This window comes from Bordetella sp. 15P40C-2 (assembly GCF_009763235.1).
In the GTDB taxonomy this organism is placed as follows: Bacteria; Pseudomonadota; Gammaproteobacteria; order Burkholderiales; family Burkholderiaceae_B; genus Bordetella_A.
Map to the genome: position 1 here is coordinate 1 of NZ_WSJA01000062.1, position 23512 is coordinate 23512.

The window sequence follows — 23512 nt, forward strand, 5'->3', positions numbered from 1 at the left end:
GAAACGCCTTAGCGCCGATGATAGTGAACATTCGTTTGTGAAAGTAGGTCATCGTCAGGCTCTTATCCTCAAAACCCCATCGGAGATCTCCGGTGGGGTTTTGTTTTTGCGGCGACACTTAGACTCGCCCCGAGACACGGCATCTCCATGCCATAGAACACGCTCCAACACCATATAAAAAGCCCGACGAAACGACTCGTCGGGCTTTTTGTTTGCGGGCCGCGCCAAAACGCTGGGATCGGATGCTGACCATAGGCGCCCTCACGCACGGTCACGCACAGCAGATCCAACAAAGCCCCAAAAATCAGACAAGTCTTAGTGGCCGATCGCGTTTGGCCGGATACGCTGTTCCCAATGCAAATCTTTGCGCGGGTCGAGCGCACCGCGCCCCATCATGAAACGAACCCTGATTTCTCTTTGTTTAGCTGCCGCGTCTCTGGCGCCCGTGCTGGCCACGGCCGATTCGTCAGCGCAACTTCAAGTGACTGGAACCATCAAGCCGGAGGCGTGCAACATCAGCTCGTCGCTCACCCTGGTTGACTTGGGGGAAATCCCGTTTAGTAAATTAAAGCCCAGCGCGAAAACTCGGTTGGACAAAAGCTACCAATTCACCCTCACCCTGACATGCTCAGAAAAAACGCTGGTCGGTTTTAGACCGATCGATAATCGGGCGGGAACGGCTTCGTATCTGGGTTGGCACGCCGTTTCTTACAAGTGGCTATTCGGCTTGGGCAGCGTGGCCGGGGTTCCTTTAGGCTCCTACAGGTACTTCATCTACGCTAATCCCGTGGCCGACGGTGCGAAGGTCTCAATTGGCACCTATGATGAGGAGACCGGCCACAGTTGGCCATCGTTTACTGAGGTTGAGGTTAACAAAGTACATATCCTTATGAAAGATTGGGACAACACAACGCCGCTCTCGTTCAAATCGGCTACGCTAGTTATTCAGCCTGCAGCATACGTAGGCAATTCGGATCTCCTCCCAAAGGGCCGCAGACTAAAACTGGACGGTTCGACGACCTTCGAGCTTGTTTACTTGTAATCGCCCTGTCGACCGCAATTGAAATATGAGCCACTTGCTTCAGCCCAGCGGTTGCATTCGCGGATGGGATTTGAACAGCACGGCTGTCGCTAGCCCGGTCACCACTACAAACGTGCAGAACGTGCTCACGGCCACATTCATCCCCCAATGGTCGGCAATCCAGCCCACGCCTATCATGGGGATCATGCTGCCGATGTAGCCGATCACCAGATACGTCGACAACAAACCAGCACGATTCTCCGACGTTGCGATGCGGTTGATCATGCTCATGCCCGCCAGCATGCACCAGCCGTGGCCAATCGCCGTAAAGAGCACGCCCAGCCCGAACAACACGCTGGATGAGGTCCACAGATTGACCATCAGCAAGGCGTTACTAACAACCAGACTCGTCAAGCCCAGACAGCCGCAGATGTCAGTTCTGATGCGTCGAGACAGAATTTGGGTGGTGGCCGAGGCCAACAAAATGGATGCGATGGCGGTGCCGCTCACGACGGGGCCGTGCCAGGGCACGAGCTCGTTCAGAAACAACGGGGACATCGACGCGTACAGACCGAAGACGCCAAAGGCCAAGAACGGCAGGCAGGTGGTGAGGATGAACGCTTTGACATCCGCTGCCTCGGGCAGTGTTAACTTCGGTAAGACGTCACGCAGCCGCAGCGGCATGCGTTGTTGGGTTTGGGCCGCAGCGGGTAACCGCAGTCGAATGAGTGCAACGACGGCAATCGCGCCCAAGATCAGTGTGGGAATATAAGTCGTCACCAGCGGCGATGGCGCCCATTGCCCCATGATGCCACCGACAAAGGGTCCCAGACCGAAGCCCAGCGCGAGGAGGAAACTGCTCATCACCGCGGCGCGCTGCGTTTGCCCGGGAGGCGCCAGACGCGTCATGCCCGCGTTGGCGCTGGTGGTAACCATGCTCGAAGCCACGCCGACGATGACACGGCCCACGCACAGGCTGCCCAGGTCCCAGGCAAAGAGGCTGATCGCCGTACCTATCAGCGTGAGGATGAGCCCGAGCGTCATCATCGGCCGAAAGCCTACCCGGTCGGACAAACGGCCCAAAAACAATAGCCCGCACATGGCGCCCGCCATGTAGACCACGTATATCAGCGAGATATCGCTGGTCTGCAGTTGCCACGTCTCTTTATACAACGCGTATAGCGGGCTGATGAGCGCCGTGCCCATCACACCGACAATCATGGCGAAACTCAGCCACAGAACAGGGGATAAGCGCAGCTTCATTTCAATGTTGCAAAAAGGGTCAATAAGGTGTGAATAACGAAAAACACAAAAACGTATCCACGCAGCGACTGCAAGAGCGTCGTCGCTGCGGGTAATCAATCATTGCTAACTGCCCAGCGCATCGAAGCGGCGGGCGATCTTTTGCAAACTACGCCGGGTGGTTTCGAGCTCGTCTGGCGTTAAGTCCGCAAGAATCGTATGCTCGATCTCCAGGCTGCGTGACAGAATCAGGGCCGCGGTGTGACGGCCCGAGGTGGTCAACGCAATGCGTTTACTGCGTCGATCTGTCGCATCGACGGTCCAATCAATCAGGTCGGCATCGCGTAGATAAGCGAGCACGCGCACCAATGAGGACGTGTCCAGCAACAAGGCATCCGCGAGATCCTTCTGACGCAAGGGCTCGCCGCGGACATAAAGTTCGATCAGCGGCATACGGGTCGCATCGGATAAACCCAGAGATTTGAAACTCAGATCGACTTGTCGCCGCCATTGCCGATAAACGCGACCCACGAGACTGCCGAATCGGGCACTGGCCCGTCGGGCGTCGGGAGGGGGCGGACTGTCATGGTCCGCAGCAGGGCGCTTTGTTGGCATGCAAAGTATTCTACTACGGGTTTTCCCTGATATCTATGGTTTTCGCAGGGAGATCGGGGGAATGCAGGCAAACGTGGGACGCTCGCCACGTTTTTGCGGGGCTTAACGGTGTTCGCCGTCCAGATATAGCCAGCGCGTATCCACACGCACAAAGCGGCTGACTTCATGTAATCGTGTGGCCCGGCCGGCTTGGCGGTAGCGCGCGACGAATTCGACGGTGGCGTGATCGGGATCTTGCTGGGCGTGCTGTTTGACCTGCAGGCCCAGCCATTTCAGATCGGGTGGGTTTGGCTCTAGCGCAGCAGGGCGCGTCTCGGGGTGCCAAGTGTCCAACAGGTAGTCCAGCTCATCGAGTACGAAGGCGCTATAGCGCGATCGCATCAGTTTTTCCGCGGTGGGCGCTTGCAGGTGCTGCGGCCCGCGATGCCAGGGTGCGCAACATTGGGCGTAGACTAAGCCGCTGCCACACGGACACTTCGATGACATGATTTACGCGACCAGATCCTGGTAGTCGGAGTGACGCGCGATATAGGCGACTGCGTATGAGCACAGCGGTAATACACGCCAGCCACGGGCGCGGGCCGTGTCCAACGCGTAGCGGGTGAGCTGCGCCGCGATGCCGCGACCGCCCACCGCGCCTGGCACGCCGGTGTGCTGAATGATCATGGTGCTATCGCGCAACTGGTAATCCAGCACGCAGGCATGGCCGTCCACTCGGGTTTCAAAACGGCCGTTCGGTTCGTCGTGTTCGATGGAAAGCGTGGTGTCGGTCATGGCGCGATAGTGTCAGGATTCGGGGCGGCCGGCCCTGGCGGTGACTCAACGATACATGAACAGGATAACCCATACGGCGATCATGGCGACCAAGCCTACCCAGCACGAGGCCCAGAATCCTACGATAGGAATCTTGATGCCTAGCGGCACGTCGCGCGGCTCGATATGTTTGAGCTGCTCGTTGGCGTACCGGAATACGCCGAAGTGAAAGCCGGGAAATGCCAACCGGAAAAAATAGTCCTGCAGAATCGACGTCTTGATGACAAGAGGAAACTGCCGGAACGAGCCATGCTTGAGCAAGGGATGCTTCAGCGTGTCGTTGACCTTGTCGGTATAGACAAAGAAGAGCAGCACACCACAGACACAGCAGACCAAAAAGCACAGCGTGACGAGACTAAATGCGTAAGCGAGAACTTGCGACGGCATGGGGTTCCAGAGTGCGATAACGTACTGACAACAGATGACAAACGGGGCTTAGCCGCGGGTTTGGCCTTCGCCCGTCAAGATCCATTTCAGGGTGGTGAGGCCTTCCAAGCCAACGGGGCCGCGTGCGTGCAAGCGATTGGTCGAGATGCCGATTTCAGCGCCCAGGCCATATTCGAATCCGTCCGCGAAGCAGGTCGGCAGATTCACATAGACCGAGCTGGAATCGACTTCGCGCTGGAACCGTTGGGCCACCGAGAAGTTCTCGGTGACGATGGAATCGGTATGGCCCGAGCCCCAGCGGGCGATGTGCTCGACGGCTTGGTCGTAGGTGTCCACGATACGTATGGCCAGGATGGGCGCCAGATATTCTTCGGCCCAGTCGTCCTCGGTGGCGGGTTTCGCGGCGGGGACGAGTTCGCGTGTGCGCTCGCAGCCGCGCAACTCTACTCCATGGGTGATGAGCGCGTCGGCGAGCTTGGGCAGGATGGTGGGGGCGACGCTGGCATCGACCAACAGGGTTTCCATCGCGCCGCAGATACCGTAGCGGTAGGTCTTGGCGTTAAAGGCGATGGTATGCGCTTTTTCCGGATCGGCGTCGGCGTGGATGTACACGTGGCAATTGCCGTCCAGGTGCTTGATCAGCGGGACGCGCGCTTCGCGCGACAGGCGGGCGATCAAACCCTTGCCGCCTCGCGGCACGATGACGTCGATATGCTCGGTCATGGTGATGAGCTTGCCGACGGCGGCGCGATCGGTCGTGCCCACGACTTGGACGGCCTCGGCGGGCAGGCCGGCCGCTTGCAGGCCGATTTGCACGATTTTGCCCAACGCGACATTCGAATGGAATGCCTCGCTGCCGCCACGCAAAATGGTGGCGTTGCCGGACTTCAGGCAAAGCGCGGCCGCATCGATCGTGACGTTAGGGCGCGATTCGTAAATGATACCGATGACGCCGAGCGGGACGCGCATCTGCGCGACGCGCATGCCATTGGGGCGTAGCGTGCTGGCGGTGGTGCTACCGATGGGGTCTGGCAGATTGGCGATCTGGCGCAGGCCTTCGGCCATTTTCGCCAGGGCCTTATCGGATAGGGTCAGTCGGTCGAGCAGTGCCGGTTCCAAACCGTTGGCGCGTGCCGCCTCCAGGTCGCGCGCATTGGCGGCCTGCAAGGTCTCGCGGTGTTCCAGCAAGGCGTCGGCCATGGCGAGCAGGGCCTGATTTTTGGCCGTGCCCGTGGCTTGCATCATGACTCGGGAGGCGCGCCGGGCGTTTTCGCCCAGGGCCAGCATGGCGTCGTCGATATCGGTATGGGACATGATGGTGTATGACATGATTCGGTGGAAGGGCGCTGGTGCGCCCCTCGTAAAGTCTAAGTGTATCGTGCCGCGGGGGATCAGGCGCGGCCGCCAGCGGCAATGCGTAAGGCCAGACGGATCATTTCTTCCCACGGATCCGACAGGCGGCCGGCGACGGGCAGGCCTTTGATCAATCGGTCGACCTCGTGGGCATGCTGCACGGCCATCGGCCAGCTGTTGGCGGGAACGCGCGCCAAGGCCTGCAGCGCGAGCTTTTCATGGGCGCCGAATATACGCAGGCGCCGCATCAGCGCGCCGCTGTCCTGACCAGCGGCGCGGGCTTCGGCCACGCGGGCAAGCAGGCGGATTTCGTCGCCGACTGCCCACAGAACTAGGGGCAAGGCTTCGCCTTCGGCGCGTAAGCCTTCCAGCATGCGCACGGTACGGGCCGCATCGCCCGCGAGCATGGCATCGCGCAAGCCGAATACATCATAGCGGGCGACATTGAGCACGGCGCGTTCGACGTCTTCGGCCGAGAGCTGCCCCTCGGGATAGAGCAGGGCGAGCTTTTGGATTTCCTGATGTGCCGCTAACAGGTTGCCTTCGACTTTGTCGGCCATCCATTGCAGCGTCGCGGAATCCGTGCGCTGCTGCTGGCGGGCCAGACGCGCGCCGATCCACGCGGGCAGCCGCGTGCGGTCGATGGAGGCGATGTCGACCATGATGCCGCCTTGCGCCAGGGCCTGCACCCATTTCGATTCGCGCGTGGCCTTGTCCAGCCGCGGCAGCGAGACGACGATCAGCGTATTCGGGTCTGCTTGTGCGGCGGCTTGGGTGGCGAGTTTGCCGAGCGTCTCGGCACCAGTCTTGCCGGGCTTTCCCGTCGGAAGTTTGATTTCAAGCAGACGTTTGTCGCCAAAAAGCGAGACGCTTTGGGTGGCCGCGAACACCGCGCTCCAGTCGCTGCGCGCATCCATTACCAGGGATGTGCGCTCGGTGTAGCCGGCTTGCCGCGCCGCGTGACGCAGGGCGTCGCCAGCTTCGACCACCAGCAAGGGCTCATCGCCAGACATCGTGTACAACGGTGCCAAGTGTTGTCCGGCTCGTTGCAGATGATCGATCAGTCGGTCAGCGTCTAGCGACTGCCCCATGTCTCACCACGAGCCCGTGCCGGGCGAACCGGGCGTGCGCCAGCTGTCGGGCCGATCGTCTTTGATCTCGACGTTGGGGTCGTAGACGGGCGCGTCGGGGTTGTCTTCGCCGCGTTGAATGGCTTCGTAGCTGGCTTTGACTTCGGGGGCGGTGATGCGTCGGACCACGCGGCCCACCAGCGATTGCTGCATGGACTGGTAGAGGGTCTCCATTTGCACTTCCTTGGCCTGGACGAATTGATCGTCATAGGGCATGTCGCGGTACACAGACAGCGTGGTGTCGGGCAGGATGGTCGCACCCTTGTTGGTGATCAGGCGGAAGGAAAAGTCGATGCCCAGCTCGTATTCCTCCACGCGTCCTTGCGCGGTGAGCGACACTTCGCGCAGAGAACGCTCATTGCCGATCACCTGCAGAATGGCTTCGCCATCGGTCGGTTTGTCGACCAGGCGCGTATCGGGCGAGGCGGCACGGATAGCGCGCCGCAACTCCGCGCCGAAGCGCGTATTGTCTGGCGCGCCGACATACAACGTGTTGAACGGGAGTGGCGTGACGCCACGCAGGGCAAAGCCGCAAGCCGCCAGCAGCATGACGGCCGCCAGGGCGGTGGCGCGCAGCCACCAGCGGGAGCGGAGATGGTGCAGGCGGAATGCGGCGTTTTGCATGCGTGGCCTCTTAACCGACGACGTTGACGAGTTTGCCCGGAACCACGATCACGCGCTTGGGCGGACGGCCTTCCAGGAAGCGAGCGACTTCCTCTTGCGCGGCAGCGATCTGTTCAATCTCTGCCTTGGAGGCCTGGGCGGCGACGCGGATGGAGCCGCGCAGTTTGCCGTTGACCTGCAGCATGAGTTCGACTTCATCGGCGACCAGCGCGGCCTCGTCCACCGTAGGCCATGGAGCGTCCAGCAGGTCACCGAAAGTGCCGGCGTAACCAAGATCGCGCCACAGCAACCAGGTGATGTGCGGGACGACCGGGTATAGCACGCGCAGCAGGATGCTGATCGCTTCGGCGCGGGCGGCGTCGGCGTGATCGCCATCGGGCAGCTCGGCGCCGTCGATCGCGTTCAGCATCTTCATGCTGGCGGACACCACGGTGTTGTACTGGATGCGTTGATAGTCGTAGTCGGCTTGCTTGAGCAGGCCATAGACTTCGCGGCGCAGATCCTTGACGGGAGCGGGGGCGCCGCTCCAGTCGATTTTGAGCGACTGCGCGCGGGCGATGGTTTCGCGTTGCCCATGGCAGAGCGCCCAGAGGCGACGCAGGAAGCGGTTCGCGCCGTCTACGCCGGAATCCGACCATTCGAGCGTTTGCTCGGGGGGGCTGGCGAACATGACAAACAAGCGCGCGGTGTCCGCGCCCAGCGTGTCGATCAGGGCCTGTGGGTCCACGCCGTTGTTCTTCGACTTGGACATGGTGCCCACGCCGCCGTACTGGACGTCGGAACCGTCGGACTTGAGTTTCGCCCCGATGATCGCGCCCTTGGCGTCGTATTGGTTCTCGACTTCTTCGGGCCAGAAATACTCGATGCCGCCCTTGGCGTTCTTGCGCGAGTAGATATGGTTGAGCACCATGCCCTGGCAGAGCAGCTTCGTGAACGGCTCGTCGAATTTAAGCAGGCCCAGATCTCGCATGACACGCGTCCAGAAGCGGGCGTACAACAGGTGCAGGACTGCGTGTTCGATGCCGCCGATGTATTGATCCATCGGCATCCAATAGTCGTTGCGGGCATCGACCATGGCTTGATCGTTGTCCGGCGACGTGTAGCGCATGAAATACCACGAGGAATCCACGAAGGTATCCATCGTGTCGGTTTCGCGACGCGCGGGCTTGCCGCAGCTGGGGCAGTGGCAGGACAGGAAGCCCTCGTGTTTGGCCAGCGGGTTGCCGCTGCCATCCGGGATGAGGTCTTCGGGCAGCACGACCGGCAGGTCTTTCTCGGGCACCGGCACCGGGCCGCAATCGGCGCAGTGGATGATGGGGATCGGGGTGCCCCAGTAACGTTGGCGAGAAATACCCCAGTCGCGCAGGCGCCACGTGGTCTGTTTTTCGCCCAGGCCCTTGGCCGACAGATCGGCGGCGATGGCGTCCACGGCGTCTTTGAAGGACAGGCCGTCGTATTTGCCGGAATTGATGGTGCGGCCGCTTTGCTTGTCCGCGTACCATTCTTGCCAGGCGTCGGTCGAATAGGTCTTGCCTTCGACGGCGACGACCTGCTTGATCGGCAATTGGTATTTCTGGGCGAATGCAAAGTCGCGTTCGTCGTGGGCGGGCACCCCCATCACGGCGCCGTCGCCATAGCTCATCAACACGTAGTTACCGACCCAGATGGCGATTTGTTCGCCGGTCAGGGGGTGTGTGACGGACAGGCCAGTGGGCATGCCCGCTTTTTCGCGAGTGGCGATCTCGGCTTCGGTGGTGCCGCCGAGCTTGCATTGTTCGATGAACGCGGCGAGCTCCGGATTGGTCTTCGCGGCGTGCGCGGCCAGGGGATGCTCGGGAGCGACCGCGCAGAAGGTCACGCCCATGATGGTGTCGCCGCGCGTGGTGAAGACGTAGAGCTTGCCATCCTGGATGAGATTGCCGTCTTCGCCCTTGATCTCGTGCGGGAAGGCAAAGCGCAGGCCCTCGGATTTACCGATCCAGTTGTCCTGCATGAGGCGTACGCGTTCCGGCCAGCCGGGCAAGCCATCACGGACGTGTTCCAGCAGTTCCTCGGCGTAATCGGTGATGCGCAGGTAGTAGCCGGGGATCTCGCGTTTCTCGACGAGCGCGCCCGAACGCCAGCCGCGGCCGTCGATAACTTGTTCGTTGGCCAGTACGGTCTGATCGACCGGGTCCCAGTTCACGACCTGCGTCTTGCGATAGGCGATGCCTTTTTCCAGCATCTTCAGGAACAGCCATTGGTTCCACTTGTAGTATTTCGGATCGCAGGCGCACATTTCGCGCGACCAGTCGATTGCCAGCCCCATCGCCTTCATCTGCTTTTTCATGTAGGCGATGTTGTCGTAGGTCCACTTCGCGGGCGGCACCTTGGACTTGATGGCGGCGTTTTCGGCGGGCATGCCGAAGGCGTCCCAGCCCATGGGCATCAGCACGTTATAGCCGCGCATGCGCAGCTGGCGCGCCATCATGTCGTTGATGGTGTAGTTGCGGACATGGCCCATGTGCAGTTTGCCGCTGGGGTAAGGCAGCATGGAACACGCGTAGAACTTCGGCTTTTCGGAGCCATCGGCATTCACGGCGTGCTCGGTGACACGGTAAGCGTCGCGCGCCTGCCAGTCTTGTTGGGCGGCGGCTTCGACGGCGGTGGGGCTGTAACGTTCCTGCATGGGCTCGTGCACGTATCTCGAAAGAAAAGGGGCCGCGCTGCGATCTACAGCGTCGGTCAAACCGTTGATTATAAAGAGTCCCTAGCGCTCGGGGGCGGTGGGGTGGTTTTCGGGCAGGCGCGCCGATGGTGAGCAAAGGGCGTACACCAGGCCGATGACGCAAACGAGCGCGCCGCCGGCACACACGGCCAGCCAGCCCGCCGCTGCATAAAGCGCGGATGCGGCCATCGACCCGGCGGCGCCACCGAGAAAATACGAAGTCATATAACCGGCGGTCAGACGGCCTCGGGCCTCGGGCTGCAGGCGGTACAGGCTGGTTTGATTGGTGATGTGTACACCCTGAATCATCATGTCGAGCACGACCACGCCGATGGTCAGCGCGGCGAGGTAATGCGCGCCGAGCGCGAGCAGCAGCCAGGAGGCGGCCATTAGCGCCAGACCGAGTCGCGTCGCCAGATTGCCATGGCCCTGATCGCTGAGCCGTCCGAAGCGATTCGCCGCCAGGGCACCCGCCGCGCCCGCGAGGCCGAACAAGCCGATGGTGCCGTCGGAATAGGAATAGGGCGGCGAAGCCAGCAGAAACGTCAACGGTGTCCAGAACATGCTGAACGCGGCGAACGTCAGCGCACCCAGCAGTGAGCGCGCGCGGAACTGAGGCTCGCGCGCGTAGAGCTGAAAAATCGAGGCGAGCAGCCCGGTGTAGCTGAGATGGTTTTGCGGCTTATGTCGCGGCAGAACACGCCATAAGGCGCCCGCGGTGATCACCAATAAGACAAATGCTACCCAATAAACGATCCGCCAGCTGCCCAGATTGCCCAACCCGCCCGCGACCGTGCGAGCGAGCAATATGCCTAGCAGCAGGCCGCTCATGACGGTGCCCACGGCTTTGCCGCGCTGTTCTGGCGCGGCCAGCGTCGCGGCAAAGGGAACGAGTACCTGTGCGACAACCGACAAAATGGCCGTCAATGCTGTGCCGATCAGCAGCATGGGAAAGCTGTTGGCAAAGCCCGAAATCAACAACCCGCACGCGCTCAACAGCGTCATGACGACGATCAGCGAGCGCCGTTCGACCATGTCGCCCAACGGCACCAGCAGCATCAGACCTAGCGCATAGCCGAGTTGCGCGGTCATGACGATGGCGCCGGCTGCGGTCTCGCTCAAGCCGAATTGCTGGCTGATCGTATGAAGCAAGGGCTGCGCGTAGTAATTGCTGGCCACAACGAGTCCCGTCGCGGTGGCCATGAGCAAGACGATGGGCGTGGTCAGTGCCGGCGTGGGCGTTTTTCTCGGTGTGGAAGCAGACATCGGTGGGCCAACTGTCAGAAAAAGAATAGCGCGCGTTGTCCCGCGCGCAAAAGCGGCAAGGCCCGTCGCTTGCGAGACGGGCCTTGCGGTGTAGCGTCAGAACGGCGACAGTTTACTGTGCAGCGTCTTTCAGTTTCTTCAGCGGGCGAACCTTAACCTTGACCGAAGCGGGCTTGGCCGGGAACCAGCGCTCTTCGCCGGTGAAGGGGTCTTTGCCGAAGCGCTTGGCCTTGGCGGGGACCTTTTGCACGGTCACTTTCATCAGGCCGGGCAGCGCGAACTCGCCAGCGCCTTTCTTGTTGACGGAACCCAGGACGGTTTCTTCCAGGCTTGCCAGAACGGCCTTGACCGCCTTGGCTTCGACGCCCGATTGCGCAACCAGGTGAGCAACCAACTGAGACTTGTTCAGCGCTTCTTTGACGACGGGGGTCTTCTTCACTGCAGCGGTCTTAGCGACGGTTGCCTTCTTTGCGGGTGCTTTCTTGGCCGCAGCCTTGGTGGCGGGGGCTTTGGCAGTAGTCTTGCTGACTTTCTTGGCGGGAGCTTTTGCTTTGGTAGCCATGGTCGAAATCCGTATGTTGAGAACACGAGATAGCCGGGTACCGACGGCCGGCACGGGACATCTCGCGGCCGATGATAGCGGAACTTCAGGCCTGTGCGCGCATTTCTTTGCGAAAACCCCTTAAAACATGTTGTTTTCGTGACATAGGTGCCGTTCTATGCCGTGTTTTCAGTACGTTTGATGCGCCGTGATACGATAGTTTTCAGCAGTCGACTCGCGTTACGCTGACGCGTAGGTCATGAGGAGTCGGCCAATACCAATAGGGCCGATCATGGCTATCGATATACCGGGGTATTCGTCACCCGCCGCAGGGCTGGATGCGCCATTGGCGCTGCTGTCAGCCTGTCACGAACGTATGACGCGCCAGTGCGAAACGCTGCTGCGATTGGCGGCGCATGTCGCGCAACACGGATCCGACGAGGTGGCCGAAACGGCCGCGGCGAGCGTGATGCGCTATTTCGATACAGCGGCGCGGCTGCATCATCGGGATGAAGAAGAAGACCTTTTTCCTGCATTGATCGAATCCATGTCGGGCAGCGATGCCCGCTGCATTCACGAGATCGTGGATGCCCTGACACAGGATCATCGCCGGCTGGAACGGCTATGGGACGGCTTACATCCCGCGTTGGAGGCGATCAGCGCCGGCCGTCACGCACAAATCGATAAAGCTCATGCCGAATGCTTCTGCGCGGAATACGCCGCGCATTTACGCCGTGAGGACGAAGAGCTGTTGCCCATGGCGTCGCGTTTGCTGGACGATGTGGCGCTGTCGGATATGAGCGACGCAATGCGCGCACGGCGCGGTGGCGATGCGAGTTGATCGAAGGGATGTGGCAGGTGTGAATAAGATCGCGAGTCGCTTGTTTGGCACGTGGGTTCAGGACGTAACGCCCGCCACATTGCGTGCCGACGTATTGGCGGGATTGTTGGGCGCGTTGCTGGTGCTGCCGCAAGGGGTGGCGTTCGCCACGCTTGCGGGTTTGCCGCCCGAATATGGTTTGTATTCGGCCATCGTGCCCTGTGTGATTGCAGCGTTGTTCGGCTCCAGCCGTCACGTGATGTCGGGGCCTACAAATGCGAATTCGCTGGCTTTGTATGCGGTGTTGGCGCCGCTGGCGATTGCTGGCAGTCCTCAATATATCCAGATGGCGTTGGCCGTCACGATCTTGGTTGGCGTGCTGCAGTGGCTGGTGGGCGCGCTGCGTCTAGGGGCGCTGGCGAACTTTATTTCGCCTTCCGCGTTGTTCGGCTTTACCAGTGGTGCGGCGGTGTTGATCGCGGTGCACGCATTGAAAGATGCGGTGGGGCTGCGCGATGTTCATACACACGGTGCTTTTGGCGTGCTGCGTAGCGTGTTGGGCGGCTGGGCGCAATGGCAGGCGGGTGCGGTGCTGGTGGTGATCGTGACGATGGCGGTGGCGTTGTGGGCGCGGCGCTGGGATCCGCGCAAGCCGCATATGTTGATCGGACTCGTGGCGGGTACGGGCGTGGCCGCGATGCTCAATGCCTGGATCTACGTTGATGCGGAGCAGGGAATCAGCACGCTTGGGGTTTTACCGTCGCCGATACCGCCTTTTCATGTGCCGCGCATCGAGTGGGGCATGTTGCCGGATCTGCTTGGCCTCGCGTTTGCGCTATCGATCGTGGCGCTCGCGCAGTCGATTTCGATTGCCAAAGTCGTGGCGGCGCGATCGGGGCAGATCATCGATGCAAATCGTGAATTTCGGGGTCAAGGTCTGTCGAATATCGTGGGAGGATTTTTTTCTTCCTATCTGTCTTGCGGTTCGTTGAATCGTTCGATTCCGAATTTTGAAGCGGGGGCGCGCACGCCCCTGGCATCGGTGTTTTCGGCGGTGTTGTTGTTGGTGCTGGTCATGGTCAGTGCGCCGCTACTGGCGCGCATTCCGTATGCCGCGATCGCGGGTCTGCTGTTGTTAGTGGCCTGGAATTTGTTTGCGTGGCCACAATGGCGGCGGTTGCTGCGGGTGCAGCGCAACGAGTTTTATATCGCGCTGGCGACCTTGATTGCGACCGTGACGATACGCATGGAAATCGCGATCTTGCTGGGCACCTTGCTGTCGCTGATGGCGTACCTGCATCGAACGTCGCACCCCGCGATGCGCGTCATGGGGTTTCGCGCCAGTGATCCGGATCGGCATTTTGTGGTGTTGGAAGGGCATCCGGACGAGTTGCCCGAGTGTCCGCAATTGAAGTTGCTGCGTATGGAAGGGTCTGTCTATTTCGGCGCCGTGGCGCACGTGGCGGATCGTTTGCAGGCGCTGCGCGCCGAGCCGGATGCGCCCAAGCATTTGCTCGTCATGGCGAAAAGCATGAACTTCATCGATCACGCCGGCGCCATGGTGTGGGAGGTCGAACTGCGCAAGCGGCGTGAAATGGGCGGCGATCTGTATTTCCATCGTCCGCGACCGGCGGTACTGGAGATGTGGCAGCGTACCGGTTTTATCGAGGAATTGGGTGAGGACCATATTTTTCCCGACAAGGCGACGGCCATCGCGAGCATCTACGAACGGTTGGATCCGGGTATCTGCGCGGGCTGTACGGCGCGCACCTTTCGCGAATGTTCGCGCCGCGCTGCGCAGGCCCAGTCAGGGGTTTCGGTGTTGCTGGATCCCGCGCGGTTATCCTCACAATCCCATCGCTGAGCAGAGAGCGGCAATAGGCAAAAAAAACGGCCTCGCAATAGCGAGGCCGCGGTGACTACGGACCACCGGCTGAATTACTTCAGCTTGGTTTCCTTGTAGTCCACATGCTTGCGAGCGACGGGATCAAATTTCTTGATCAGCATCTTCTCAGGCATGTTGCGCTTGTTTTTGGTGGTCGTGTAAAAGTGGCCCGTGCCGGCAGTCGACTCGAGCTTGATCTTTTCGCGGATACCTTTGGCCATGTCTTGCTCCTAGAATGTGATGGGCCGGATCAGGCCACTTCGCCGCGAGCGCGCAGATCGGCCAGGACGGCGTCGATGCCGTTCTTGTCGATGATGCGGATAGCCTTGGCGGAAACACGCAGACGAACCCAGCGGTTCTCGCTTTCAACCCAGAACCGGCGCGATTGCAGGTTGGGCAGGAAGCGACGCTTGGTCTTGTTGTTCGCGTGCGAAACGTTGTTGCCCGTCATCGGGCCTTTGCCAGTTACTTGGCATACGCGTGCCATGGTGTTTACCTCTGTTCTGGCCGCGTATGGCGAAGCTGGGGAAGGAAAGTCAGGTAGATGGGCTAGGTGCCCGTGCTTATACCCGCTACCCGCCGCCCGCTGTACCTATACACGGGGTGCTGGTCGAAAGTGGTAGCTACAAAGCATAGTAGGCTACTCACGGGAAAAACTTCTTGCGAAGCTCGCCATTCTAGTATGAAAAGGGGAAAACAAGCAAGCGTTCCGGCGCGGAGTGTCTCGGGAAAGCCGCTGTGACGTTTCCCTGTGACAGGCGCGTGGGTCTGCTGTAGCACCCGCCTGTCTCTGTTTACACCGGTGTTGGCTCTTATCGCCGGGCAATGCGGCCCGACAACCAGGATAGCGTGGCGCAGAAGGCGAGCACCGTGGTCAGCGGCAACGGCCCGTCGGTCTGCCAGACGCTGACCGCGGCGCCGGCGAGGGCGCCGCAGCTCATCTGCAATGTTCCCAATAACGCGGACGCCGCACCCAGTCGCATGCCTTGTTCGGCCAAGGCGAGGGCGGCCGAATTAGGGTTGACGAAGCCCTGGCTGAACATATACCCGATCAAACACACCATGAGAACAGGCAAAGTCATGGCGCCGGTCAGCGTCCACGCCAAAGCGATCAGACCGGTGCCTGCCAGCGCGTACTGAGCCGCGCGTTGCAGTTCTGCGGGCTTGCGGTTGCGCAGCATGCGCGCGCTGACCTGCGAGCCGACAATCAGGCCGGCGGCGTTGGCTCCAAAGAGAAAGCCATAGTACTGAGGCGCCACACCATAGTGGTCGATGAATACGCGCGGCGAACAAATGATGTAGGCGAACATGCCCGCCGATCCCAGGCCACCCGCGAAGCTATGCGCCATGAATCGCCGGTGCCGTAATAAGGCCAGATAATTGCGCGCGATCGATCGCGCGCTCAATGGCTGCACGCGTGCGGGAGCAAGCGATTCATGCATGATGAAATGTGCCGCGATCAGCATGGCGAGTGATACGGCCGCCATCAGCCAGAACAAGCTGCGCCAGCCCATGAAAGCCAGCAACTGGCCGCCGGCGAGCGGCGCCAGGATTGGCGCCACGCCCATGATCAGCATCAGCATGGACAAGGCGCGCGCGGCGTCTTGGGTTTCGTAATGGTCGCGGATCACCGCACGGGGAATGACGATGCCGGCCGCGCTGCCCATCGCCTGCAGCACGCGGCAAAGGGTGAGCATGTGAATGCTATCGGCCATCGCGCAGCCCACGGACGCGGCGGTATAAACCGCGAGGCCTCCGAGCATGGGCAGCTTGCGGCCATAGCGATCTGCCAGCGGGCCATAAAACACTTGCGCCAGCGCCAACCCGACCAGATAGGATGCGAGGGTTCGTTCGACATCGCCACGAGAGACTTGCAGGCCCTCGGCGATGGCGGGAAAACCGGGCAGATACATGTCCACCGAGAACGGGCCGATGGCCGTGAGCACGCCCATCAATATGAGCCAACCTGGCAGGCGACGCGACAAGGACTGCGATGGCATGAACGAGTAGGGGCGACCAGTGAACGGGGACTGCACGGCACGCGCTGACCTGCATACAGGGGCCGCGCAGCGTGACCAGTCCGAAAACGAGTCAGGGATACTAGCACGCGTCAAGGGCTGGCCGATTGCGATCGTTTTCGGCTAGAGTTGCTGGGTTCGTTTACACAGGGGAGAAGCTGTGAATCCGTTGCTGTCCGTAGTTGAACGCAAGTTGAATGCCTTGCCCGTGACTGTGCAGTTGCAGATGCCCGATGGCGCTATCGTCGGGCCGAACGATGCTCAAGTGCGCTTTGTCGCGCGCGAAAAGTCCGCGCTGGCGCATCTGGCCGAAGGGTCGGTTGGTGTGTTGGGGCAGGACTATGTCGAAGGCCGCATCGACATACAGGGCAATATGCGCGATGTTATGGCCGCCGCGGCGGCGTTATTGCCGGGCTCGCCCGTCGAGGCGGCAAAAGGGGGATGGCTCACCGAACTAGTACGAAAAGTCGCATCGGTGTGGCGTCACTCCATCGAGCGTGATGCCAAGCAGATCGAGTTTCACTACGATCTGTCGGACGATTTCTATGCATTGTGGCTGGACCCGCGCCGGGTCTATTCCTGCGCGTATTATCGGACGCCCGAAATGACGCTGGCGCAGGCGCAGGAAGCCAAACTGGACCACATTTGCCGCAAGCTACGTCTGCAACCCGGCGAGCGCTTCCTGGATGTGGGCGCGGGCTGGGGTGGGCTGCTGCTGTGGGCCGCGGAAAACTACGGTGTGGACGCTACGGGTATCACCTTGTCGCGCAATCAACACGCCTATGTCAACAAGCTCATCCAAGAAAAAGGCTTGTCGGGCCGTGTGCGGATGGAGCTGCTCGATTACCGCAAGCTCGACGAGTCGCAGCCTTTCGACAAGCTGGCGTCGGTGGGTATGTTCGAGCACGTGGGTCGCGCACAATTGCCGGGCTATTTCGCCAAGCTGCGTCGCCTGGTCAAGCCTGGCGGGCTTATCATGAACCACGGGATCACCGCGGCCGGCGTCTATAACAGCGAGCTGGGCAGCGGGATGGGCGAGTTCATCGAAAAATATATCTTTCCCGGCGGCGAGCTGACGCATATCAGCTGCGTGATGGAGGCGATGACCCACGGGGGTCTGGAAGGCGTGGACGTGGAAAACCTGCGTCCCCATTACGCGCGCACCTTGTGGGCCTGGAGCGATGCCTTGGAGGCGCGTCTGGACAAGGCCGCGCAGGTTCTCAAGGGTGAGCAAGGGCAGCGCTCGTTGCGTGCCTATCGCCTGTACCTCGCCGGGTGCGCGATGGCCTTCGAGCATGGCTGGATCGCGCTACATCAGGTGCTGGGCACAAGCCCGGCATTTGGCCGTGCGGACGAACTGGATAATCCGCCGGATCTGGCGTATCCGTGGCGGCGGGCGTACATGTACACGGGCCAGTAAACCGTAACCACGACGTAACTCGTCAGCCCGCCCTCAAGCGCCCGATGCTCGGTTGTTCTTCCGATAGCCGGTCGCCTGAAAGGCGGGCTTTTTGCTGCCAGTACAGTAATGACTACGGTCAAAACGTAACTTTGTGTGTTTGTGACTTATTGCAATGCAGCATAGGTATGCCGGGGCGTTGTCGCTTGGGCGAAGCCGGCGTTGCGCCGAGATCTCATCCTATTTATGACTAAATGTGTCGATCTGGGCTTGGGTGTTTCGGGAAAATCCGTTAAGATGCTGTCTTCTTCATTTAGTTGTGCTCAATTTCTGTCAGCCTGCGCGTGAGATTTTTCACGCACGGGCTCGCTGTCCACAGGGTCGACGTCCGCTTTGACGCACGACCCTGCTGCTAGTGTCGGTTTGTATTGGCGGTTCTGCCCGTCTTCCGCACAACCCCCTTAGCTCCACGGCACCCACGGGCGCTTTGTCCGGCGTGGTGTCCCTGAACCTATGGAGGCAAAAGCCATGCAATTCAATGTTGTGAAAACCCTCTCCGCCGCGGCGGTGTTTCTTGCTTTCGCGGGCTCGGCTCAGGCCGCCGATGCGACTTGCGAGGTGAACCGGCCGGTGAAGTTCGGCGGTATGAACTGGGAGTCCAACCTCGTCTTAGTCGATGTCGAGCGTTTTATCCTGGAAAAAGGCTATGGTTGCGAGACCGAGACGCTGCCCACCGAAACGCTGCCCGCTTTGGCCGCGCTCGAGCGCGGTGATCTCGATGTGAACACGGAGATCTGGCTCAATAGCGTCGCCGAACCGTGGGAGAAGGCCGAGAAGACCGGTAAGGTCAAACGCGTTGGCGAACTCTATCTGGGTGGCGAGTCCTGGTTTATCCCGCGCTATACGGCCGAACGCCTGCCGGAGCTGAAGTCCGCGGCCGATCTGCCGAAGTTCAAGGACGAATTCAAAGATCCGGAAGAGCCCTCGAAAGGCCGTTTTTACGGCTGCCCGGCGGGTTGGGGCTGTGAGGTCACCAGCACGAACCTGTTCCATGCGTTAGGGCTGGACGATACGTATACCTTGTATTCGCCCGGCACGGGTGCAGCGCAGAAAGCGGCGCTGACCTCGGCGTATAAGCGCAAACAGAACGTGGTGTTTTACTACTGGTACCCCACGCCGCTGGTGGGCTCGATGGATCTGGTCAAGCTGGACCTGCCGGCCTATGACGCCGAAACGCACAAGTGCCTGACTTCGCCGGATTGCAAGGATCCCAAGCCTAGCGCCTATCCGGAGAACCCGGTGTTTACAGGCGTGAACACGAAGTTCGCCCAAGAGGCGCCCAAGCTGACCGAGTTCTTCTCCAAGGTGGCCGTGCCGTTGCCCGAGATGGACGCGACGCTGGCGCACATGGAAGAGTCCGGCGATGACGCCGCCGATGTGGCCCAATGGTTCCTCAAGAATAAGGCGGATGTGTGGACCAAGTGGGTGCCTGCCGAGGTGGCAGAGCGGGTGCAGGCCGCGCTGTAAGCGGCATTGATAAGAATGCGGCCGGGCACGCACTGGCCGCGTTGGAAAGCGTTGTCGGGCACCGCGCCGAAAGCGCCGTACGTGGCGATTCGTCTTCATTTGCGGGTATCGCCCCAGCGCTTTCCCTGAATCGTTTTTCGCTGCAGCACACTTTGCATAGCGCCGGAATGCCCGGAACGTTCTGTAGATGTTCGCAGTCGGGCGTGACTAGGGTCATGCGGCTGAATGCTTGTTTCTCGGCCGCATCGCTCTACGGCATGCCGTAAGGAGGTTTTTATGTTTCCAGAGATTATTCCACCACGCGCCGTGCGTGGTGCGATCGACGGGTTTGTCGATCATCTCGTCACGCAGTACGCCGATACCTTGGAGGCGTTATCCAAGCCGTTTCTAAGCGCGTTGGTCTGGCTCGAACAGGTATTGCGTGGCGCGCCTTGGTGGCTGGTCGTGCTGGCTACCATCGCGATTGCGTGGGGCGTAAGCCGGCGCATCGGGCTGAGCATCGCCATGGGGGCGCTGCTGTGTGTGATCGGTGTGTTGGGTCTGTGGGATGCTGGCATGCAGACCTTGGCGCTCATGATCATGGCGGCGGGCCTGTCGGTGATTATCGGCATCCCGGTCGGTATTCTGATGGCGCGGGTGAACTGGCTGCGCGCGGTCATGCTGCCGGTGTTGGACGTCATGCAGACGATGCCGAGTTTTGTGTATCTGATTCCGGTCGTGATGCTGTTTGGGCTGGGCAAGATTCCGGCCATCATCGCGACGGTGATTTACGCGGTGCCGCCGCTGATTCGTTTGACGGATCTGGGCATACGGTTGGTCGATCGCGAGGTGCTGGAAGCCTCGCGCGCCTTTGGCGCGAATGCCCGTCAGCAGTTGTTTGGCGTGCAGCTGCCGCTGGCACTGCCCAACATCATGGCGGGCATTAACCAGACGACGATGATGGCGTTGTCGATGGTGGTGATCGCTTCGATGATTGGCGCACGCGGCCTCGGTTATGAAGTACTGTTAGGTATCAATCGTCTGGAAGTCGGCCGAGGGCTCTTGGCCGGCCTGGGCATCGTGGTGTTGGCGGTGCTGTTTGACCGAATCACGCAATCTTACGGACATCGCGTCCGCCAAGGAGGCCAACGATGAGCAAGATTGAAGTCAAGAATATTTATAAAGTCTTTGGTCCGCATCCGGCAAAATGGCTGTCGGCCGCGCAAGGCGGCATGAGCAAAGAAGAATTGCTCGCCAAGAGCGGTCACACGCTAGGCTTGCGCGACATCAGCCTGTCGATTGAAGAGGGCAGTATCTACGTCATCATGGGCTTGTCGGGCTCGGGGAAATCGACCTTGATCCGGCACTTTAATCGTCTCATCGAGCCCAGCGCCGGGCAGATTCTGGTCGATGGCGTGGACGTGGTGAGTCTGGGCAAGCGCGAACTCGAGACCTTCCGTCAGAAAAAGATGAGCATGGTGTTCCAGCGCTTTGGGCTGTTCCCGCATCGCACGGTGCTTGAAAACGCGGCGTATGGGTTGACCGTGCAGGGCGTGCCTAAAGCGCAACGCGAGGAGCGCGCGCGTCACTGGTTGGATCAGGTGGGGCTCAATGGTTTCGAGGCGCAGTATCCGCATCAACTCTCCGGTGGGATGCAGCAGCGCGTTGGATTGGCGCGAGCGCTGGCCACGGATGCAGAGATTCTATTGATGGACGAGGCGTTTTCCGCGCTGGATCCGCTTATCCGTCGGGAGATGCAGGATCATCTGTTGCAGTTGCAGGCCAAGCTGAACAAAACCATTGTGTTCATCACGCACGATCTGGATGAGGCGCTGCGACTTGGCAACCGGATCGCGATCTTGAAAGATGGCGAGCTGGTGCAGGAGGGCACGCCCGAAGATATCCTGTTGAATCCGTCGAATGACTACGTTCAAGCGTTTTTGCAGGATGTGAACCGCACCAAGGTGCTCAACGCGGCGCATGCCGTGAACCCGACTCGCTTGACGCTGACGATGCGCTCGCGCCCGGCGCATGCGTTGGACCGCCTGCACGCATTGAACTACGAGTATGCGCCTGTTCTGGACGGCAAGCGATTGGCGGGGGTGCTGACGGAAGCCGCGGCGCAGCGCGCCGTGCAGGCTGGCGCGCGCGACGTGTCCGCCTATGTCGAGGACTTGGCATCGATTCCCGCGACTGCCGGGCTGGACGAAGTCCTGGCCCGACTCGTCCATAGCGATCAGCCGGTTGCCGTGACGGGCGAGGACGACGAGTTTCTGGGTATGCTTTCCCGGAAAAAAGTGGTCGATCTCGTCACCCCGGCCTTGCAGGAAGGCAGTACCGAGACGCCCGCGGCGGCGTCAACGCCATCGCCTGAGGCGGGCGCCGCTACAGAGTCTGCCGAGCCGATTTCCCGGCACGCTGCCTGAGCGATTTGATCGATCGCTGCACAGCGCTAACCTGCATCGATCGCGCGCTTTTTTCGCTATGATGACTGATGTTTTTCACCTAAACGCGGAAGTCGTATGCCTATCTTGAAAGTGCAAATCGTGCAGGGCCGCTCGGCCCAGCAGAAGCAAGCGTTGTTGACGAAGGTGTCGCAGGCGGTGGTCGATAGCATTGGCGCGCCCTTGCCGAGCGTGCGTGTGATGTTGACCGAGATCCCGGCCGAAAATGTGATCGTGGCCGGCGAGCTTGGCAAGGATGCGGCGCTGGTCATGGCGATGCTGATCTCTGGCCGCACGGAAGAGAAAAAGGCCGCGCTGATTGCGGCGGTAAGCCGTGCAGTGCATGAAAGCATCGACATTTCCGAGCAAGATGTGCGCGTGATCGTGCGCGATGTACCCAACACGGATATGGGTATGGCGGGCGGCGTCACCGCGAAGTCCGCGGGCCGCTAGCGCCCAGGGCGTAGGCGCGGGTCGCGGACTACGCGCCGCGCGTCGCCCGGCATGGAATACAAAACTGGAGGAACAACATGAATGAAGTCGTCGTTGTCGCGGGCGCCCGTACCGCCATCGGAGATTTTGGAGGCGCGTTAAAGGACGTGCCGCCGGCCGAGCTGGGGGCCACTGTTATCAAGGAAGCGCTGGCCCGCGCCAATGTGGGCGGCGGCGAAGTCGGCCATGTCGCGGTCGGACATGTCATCAATACCGAACCACGCGATATGTACCTGTCGCGCGTGGTCTCCATGAATGCCGGTATCGGCAAGGAAACGCCCGCGTTTAACGTCAACCGCTTATGCGGTTCGGGCTTGCAGGCCATTGTGTCGGCCGCGCAGACCATTATGCTGGGCGATGCGGAGATCGCGATAGGCGCGGGCGTGGAAAGCATGAGCCGCGCCCCGTATATTTCGCCGACCCACCGCTGGGGCGCCCGCATGGGGGACGCGCAGCTCGTGGACATGATGACCGGTGCGTTGTCGGATCCGTTCGAGCGTATCCACATGGGCGTGACGGCGGAGAACGTGGCCGCGAAGTTCGGTATCAGCCGCGAGGACCAAGACGCTCTGGCGGTCGAGTCGCACCGGCGCGCCGCGGCGGCGATCGATGCGGGACACTTCCGGGACCAGATTGTGCCCATCGTGCGCAAGACCCGTAAGGGCGAGGTGGTGTTCGATACGGACGAACATGTGCGCCGCGATGTGACGGCCGATGGGCTGGCGGCGCTGAAGACCGTCTTCAAGAAAGAAAACGGCACCGTGACCGCCGGCAATGCTTCCGGTTTGAACGATGGCGCGGCGGCGGTTGTGTTGATGAACGCCAGCGTCGCGCGCGAACGTGGCGTCAAGCCGCTGGCGCGATTGGTGGCCTATGCCCATGCCGGCGTGGAGCCCTCCATCATGGGGATCGGACCGGTGCCGGCCACGCAAGCCGCCCTAAAGCGTGCCGGCCTGACCGTGGATCAACTGGACGTGATCGAAGCCAACGAGGCCTTCGCCGCCCAGGCGTGTGCGGTGTCACGCGAGCTGGGCTTGGACCCGGCCAAGGTAAACGCCAACGGCAGCGGCATCAGTCTGGGCCACCCCATTGGCGCCACGGGCACGATCATCACGATCAAGGCTTTGTACGAGTTGCAGCGCGTTCAAGGCCGTTACGCGCTGGTGACGATGTGCATTGGTGGCGGTCAGGGCATTGCGGCAGTGTTCGAACGCGTGTGATCTTTGTGCGGCGGCGGTCGCGGCGTTGG

At 60.9% G+C, this 23512-nt stretch carries 23 protein-coding genes; 9 read left to right on the plus strand and 14 right to left on the minus strand.

Features of this window, described 5'->3' with window-relative positions:
• Positions 1–394 precede the first annotated feature (394 nt).
• Complete coding sequence (locus GOQ25_RS19100) at positions 395–1042, plus strand: DUF1120 domain-containing protein (protein WP_160352059.1); 648 nt, start codon at positions 395–397, stop codon at positions 1040–1042.
• Positions 1043–1081: 39 nt separating this feature from the next.
• Here GOQ25_RS19100 and GOQ25_RS19105 read toward each other — a convergent pair whose 3' ends face one another.
• The 11 genes from GOQ25_RS19105 to GOQ25_RS19155 all read right to left on the minus strand — a co-directional run bounded on the left by GOQ25_RS19105 (position 1082) and on the right by GOQ25_RS19155 (position 11720).
• Complete coding sequence (locus GOQ25_RS19105) at positions 1082–2284, minus strand: MFS transporter (protein WP_160352060.1); 1203 nt, start codon at positions 2282–2284, stop codon at positions 1082–1084.
• A gap of 105 nt (positions 2285–2389) precedes the next feature.
• A complete protein-coding gene (locus GOQ25_RS19110; protein WP_370519999.1) occupies positions 2390–2794 on the minus strand; it encodes a MarR family winged helix-turn-helix transcriptional regulator in 405 nt (134 codons plus the stop codon).
• Positions 2795–2980: 186 nt separating this feature from the next.
• Positions 2981–3364 carry a YchJ family protein gene (locus tag GOQ25_RS19115; RefSeq protein WP_160352062.1) on the minus strand — a complete coding sequence of 128 codons (384 nt, stop codon included), beginning with the start codon at positions 3362–3364 and terminating at the stop codon, positions 2981–2983.
• Between the two features lie 3 nt (positions 3365–3367).
• Positions 3368–3652 (minus strand): GNAT family N-acetyltransferase, encoded by a 285-nt coding sequence (locus GOQ25_RS19120; RefSeq protein WP_160352063.1) that lies wholly within the window; start codon positions 3650–3652, stop codon positions 3368–3370.
• A gap of 45 nt (positions 3653–3697) precedes the next feature.
• On the minus strand, positions 3698–4078 hold the full coding sequence (locus GOQ25_RS19125) for a hypothetical protein (protein ID WP_160352064.1): 381 nt from the start codon (positions 4076–4078) through the stop codon (positions 3698–3700).
• Between the two features lie 48 nt (positions 4079–4126).
• Complete coding sequence (locus GOQ25_RS19130; RefSeq protein WP_160352065.1) at positions 4127–5407, minus strand: glutamate-5-semialdehyde dehydrogenase; 1281 nt, start codon at positions 5405–5407, stop codon at positions 4127–4129.
• 62 nt (positions 5408–5469) lie between these two features.
• Complete coding sequence (holA, locus tag GOQ25_RS19135) at positions 5470–6522, minus strand: DNA polymerase III subunit delta (RefSeq protein ID WP_160352066.1); 1053 nt, start codon at positions 6520–6522, stop codon at positions 5470–5472.
• 3 nt (positions 6523–6525) lie between these two features.
• A complete protein-coding gene (gene lptE / locus GOQ25_RS19140) occupies positions 6526–7185 on the minus strand; it encodes an LPS assembly lipoprotein LptE (RefSeq protein ID WP_160352067.1) in 660 nt (219 codons plus the stop codon).
• Positions 7186–7195: 10 nt separating this feature from the next.
• On the minus strand, positions 7196–9853 hold the full coding sequence (gene leuS, locus GOQ25_RS19145; protein ID WP_160352068.1) for a leucine--tRNA ligase: 2658 nt from the start codon (positions 9851–9853) through the stop codon (positions 7196–7198).
• An 81-nt stretch (positions 9854–9934) separates the two neighbouring features.
• On the minus strand, positions 9935–11158 hold the full coding sequence (locus GOQ25_RS19150) for an MFS transporter (protein ID WP_160352069.1): 1224 nt from the start codon (positions 11156–11158) through the stop codon (positions 9935–9937).
• A 112-nt stretch (positions 11159–11270) separates the two neighbouring features.
• Positions 11271–11720 (minus strand): HU family DNA-binding protein, encoded by a 450-nt coding sequence (locus tag GOQ25_RS19155; RefSeq protein WP_160352070.1) that lies wholly within the window; start codon positions 11718–11720, stop codon positions 11271–11273.
• Positions 11721–11991: 271 nt separating this feature from the next.
• Between GOQ25_RS19155 and GOQ25_RS19160 the strand changes: the two genes are divergently transcribed.
• Both GOQ25_RS19160 and GOQ25_RS19165 read left to right on the plus strand, forming a co-directional pair.
• Positions 11992–12540: a hemerythrin domain-containing protein gene (locus tag GOQ25_RS19160; RefSeq protein WP_160352071.1), complete on the plus strand. Its 549-nt coding sequence runs from the start codon at positions 11992–11994 to the stop codon at positions 12538–12540.
• A gap of 19 nt (positions 12541–12559) precedes the next feature.
• The gene (locus GOQ25_RS19165) at positions 12560–14383 is read left to right on the plus strand and encodes a SulP family inorganic anion transporter (protein WP_370519997.1); all 1824 of its coding nucleotides are present in this window, start codon (positions 12560–12562) and stop codon (positions 14381–14383) included.
• 74 nt (positions 14384–14457) lie between these two features.
• Here the strand turns inward: GOQ25_RS19165 and rpmG are convergent, their stop codons facing one another.
• The 3 genes from rpmG to GOQ25_RS19180 form a co-directional block, all read right to left on the minus strand.
• The gene (gene rpmG, locus GOQ25_RS19170) at positions 14458–14625 is read right to left on the minus strand and encodes a 50S ribosomal protein L33 (protein WP_003810296.1); all 168 of its coding nucleotides are present in this window, start codon (positions 14623–14625) and stop codon (positions 14458–14460) included.
• Between the two features lie 29 nt (positions 14626–14654).
• Positions 14655–14891: a 50S ribosomal protein L28 gene (gene rpmB / locus GOQ25_RS19175; protein ID WP_028354123.1), complete on the minus strand. Its 237-nt coding sequence runs from the start codon at positions 14889–14891 to the stop codon at positions 14655–14657.
• Between the two features lie 325 nt (positions 14892–15216).
• A complete protein-coding gene (locus tag GOQ25_RS19180) occupies positions 15217–16404 on the minus strand; it encodes a multidrug effflux MFS transporter (RefSeq protein WP_202109550.1) in 1188 nt (395 codons plus the stop codon).
• Between the two features lie 178 nt (positions 16405–16582).
• Here GOQ25_RS19180 and GOQ25_RS19185 point away from each other — a divergent pair, with 178 nt between their 5' ends.
• From GOQ25_RS19185 to bktB, 6 genes are all read left to right on the plus strand, one after another.
• Positions 16583–17842 (plus strand): class I SAM-dependent methyltransferase, encoded by a 1260-nt coding sequence (locus GOQ25_RS19185; protein WP_370519998.1) that lies wholly within the window; start codon positions 16583–16585, stop codon positions 17840–17842.
• Between the two features lie 507 nt (positions 17843–18349).
• A complete protein-coding gene (locus GOQ25_RS19190) occupies positions 18350–19348 on the plus strand; it encodes an ABC transporter substrate-binding protein (protein WP_160352073.1) in 999 nt (332 codons plus the stop codon).
• 276 nt (positions 19349–19624) lie between these two features.
• A complete protein-coding gene (locus GOQ25_RS19195; protein WP_160352074.1) occupies positions 19625–20482 on the plus strand; it encodes a proline/glycine betaine ABC transporter permease in 858 nt (285 codons plus the stop codon).
• Positions 20479–21753 carry a glycine betaine/L-proline ABC transporter ATP-binding protein gene (locus GOQ25_RS19200; protein WP_160352075.1) on the plus strand — a complete coding sequence of 425 codons (1275 nt, stop codon included), beginning with the start codon at positions 20479–20481 and terminating at the stop codon, positions 21751–21753. The genes GOQ25_RS19195 and GOQ25_RS19200 overlap by 4 nt, the downstream gene beginning before the upstream one ends.
• 96 nt (positions 21754–21849) lie before the next feature.
• Positions 21850–22224: a 2-hydroxymuconate tautomerase family protein gene (locus GOQ25_RS19205; protein WP_160352076.1), complete on the plus strand. Its 375-nt coding sequence runs from the start codon at positions 21850–21852 to the stop codon at positions 22222–22224.
• A gap of 77 nt (positions 22225–22301) precedes the next feature.
• A complete protein-coding gene (bktB, locus tag GOQ25_RS19210; protein WP_160352077.1) occupies positions 22302–23483 on the plus strand; it encodes a beta-ketothiolase BktB in 1182 nt (393 codons plus the stop codon).
• The last annotated feature ends 29 nt before the right edge of the window (positions 23484–23512 follow it).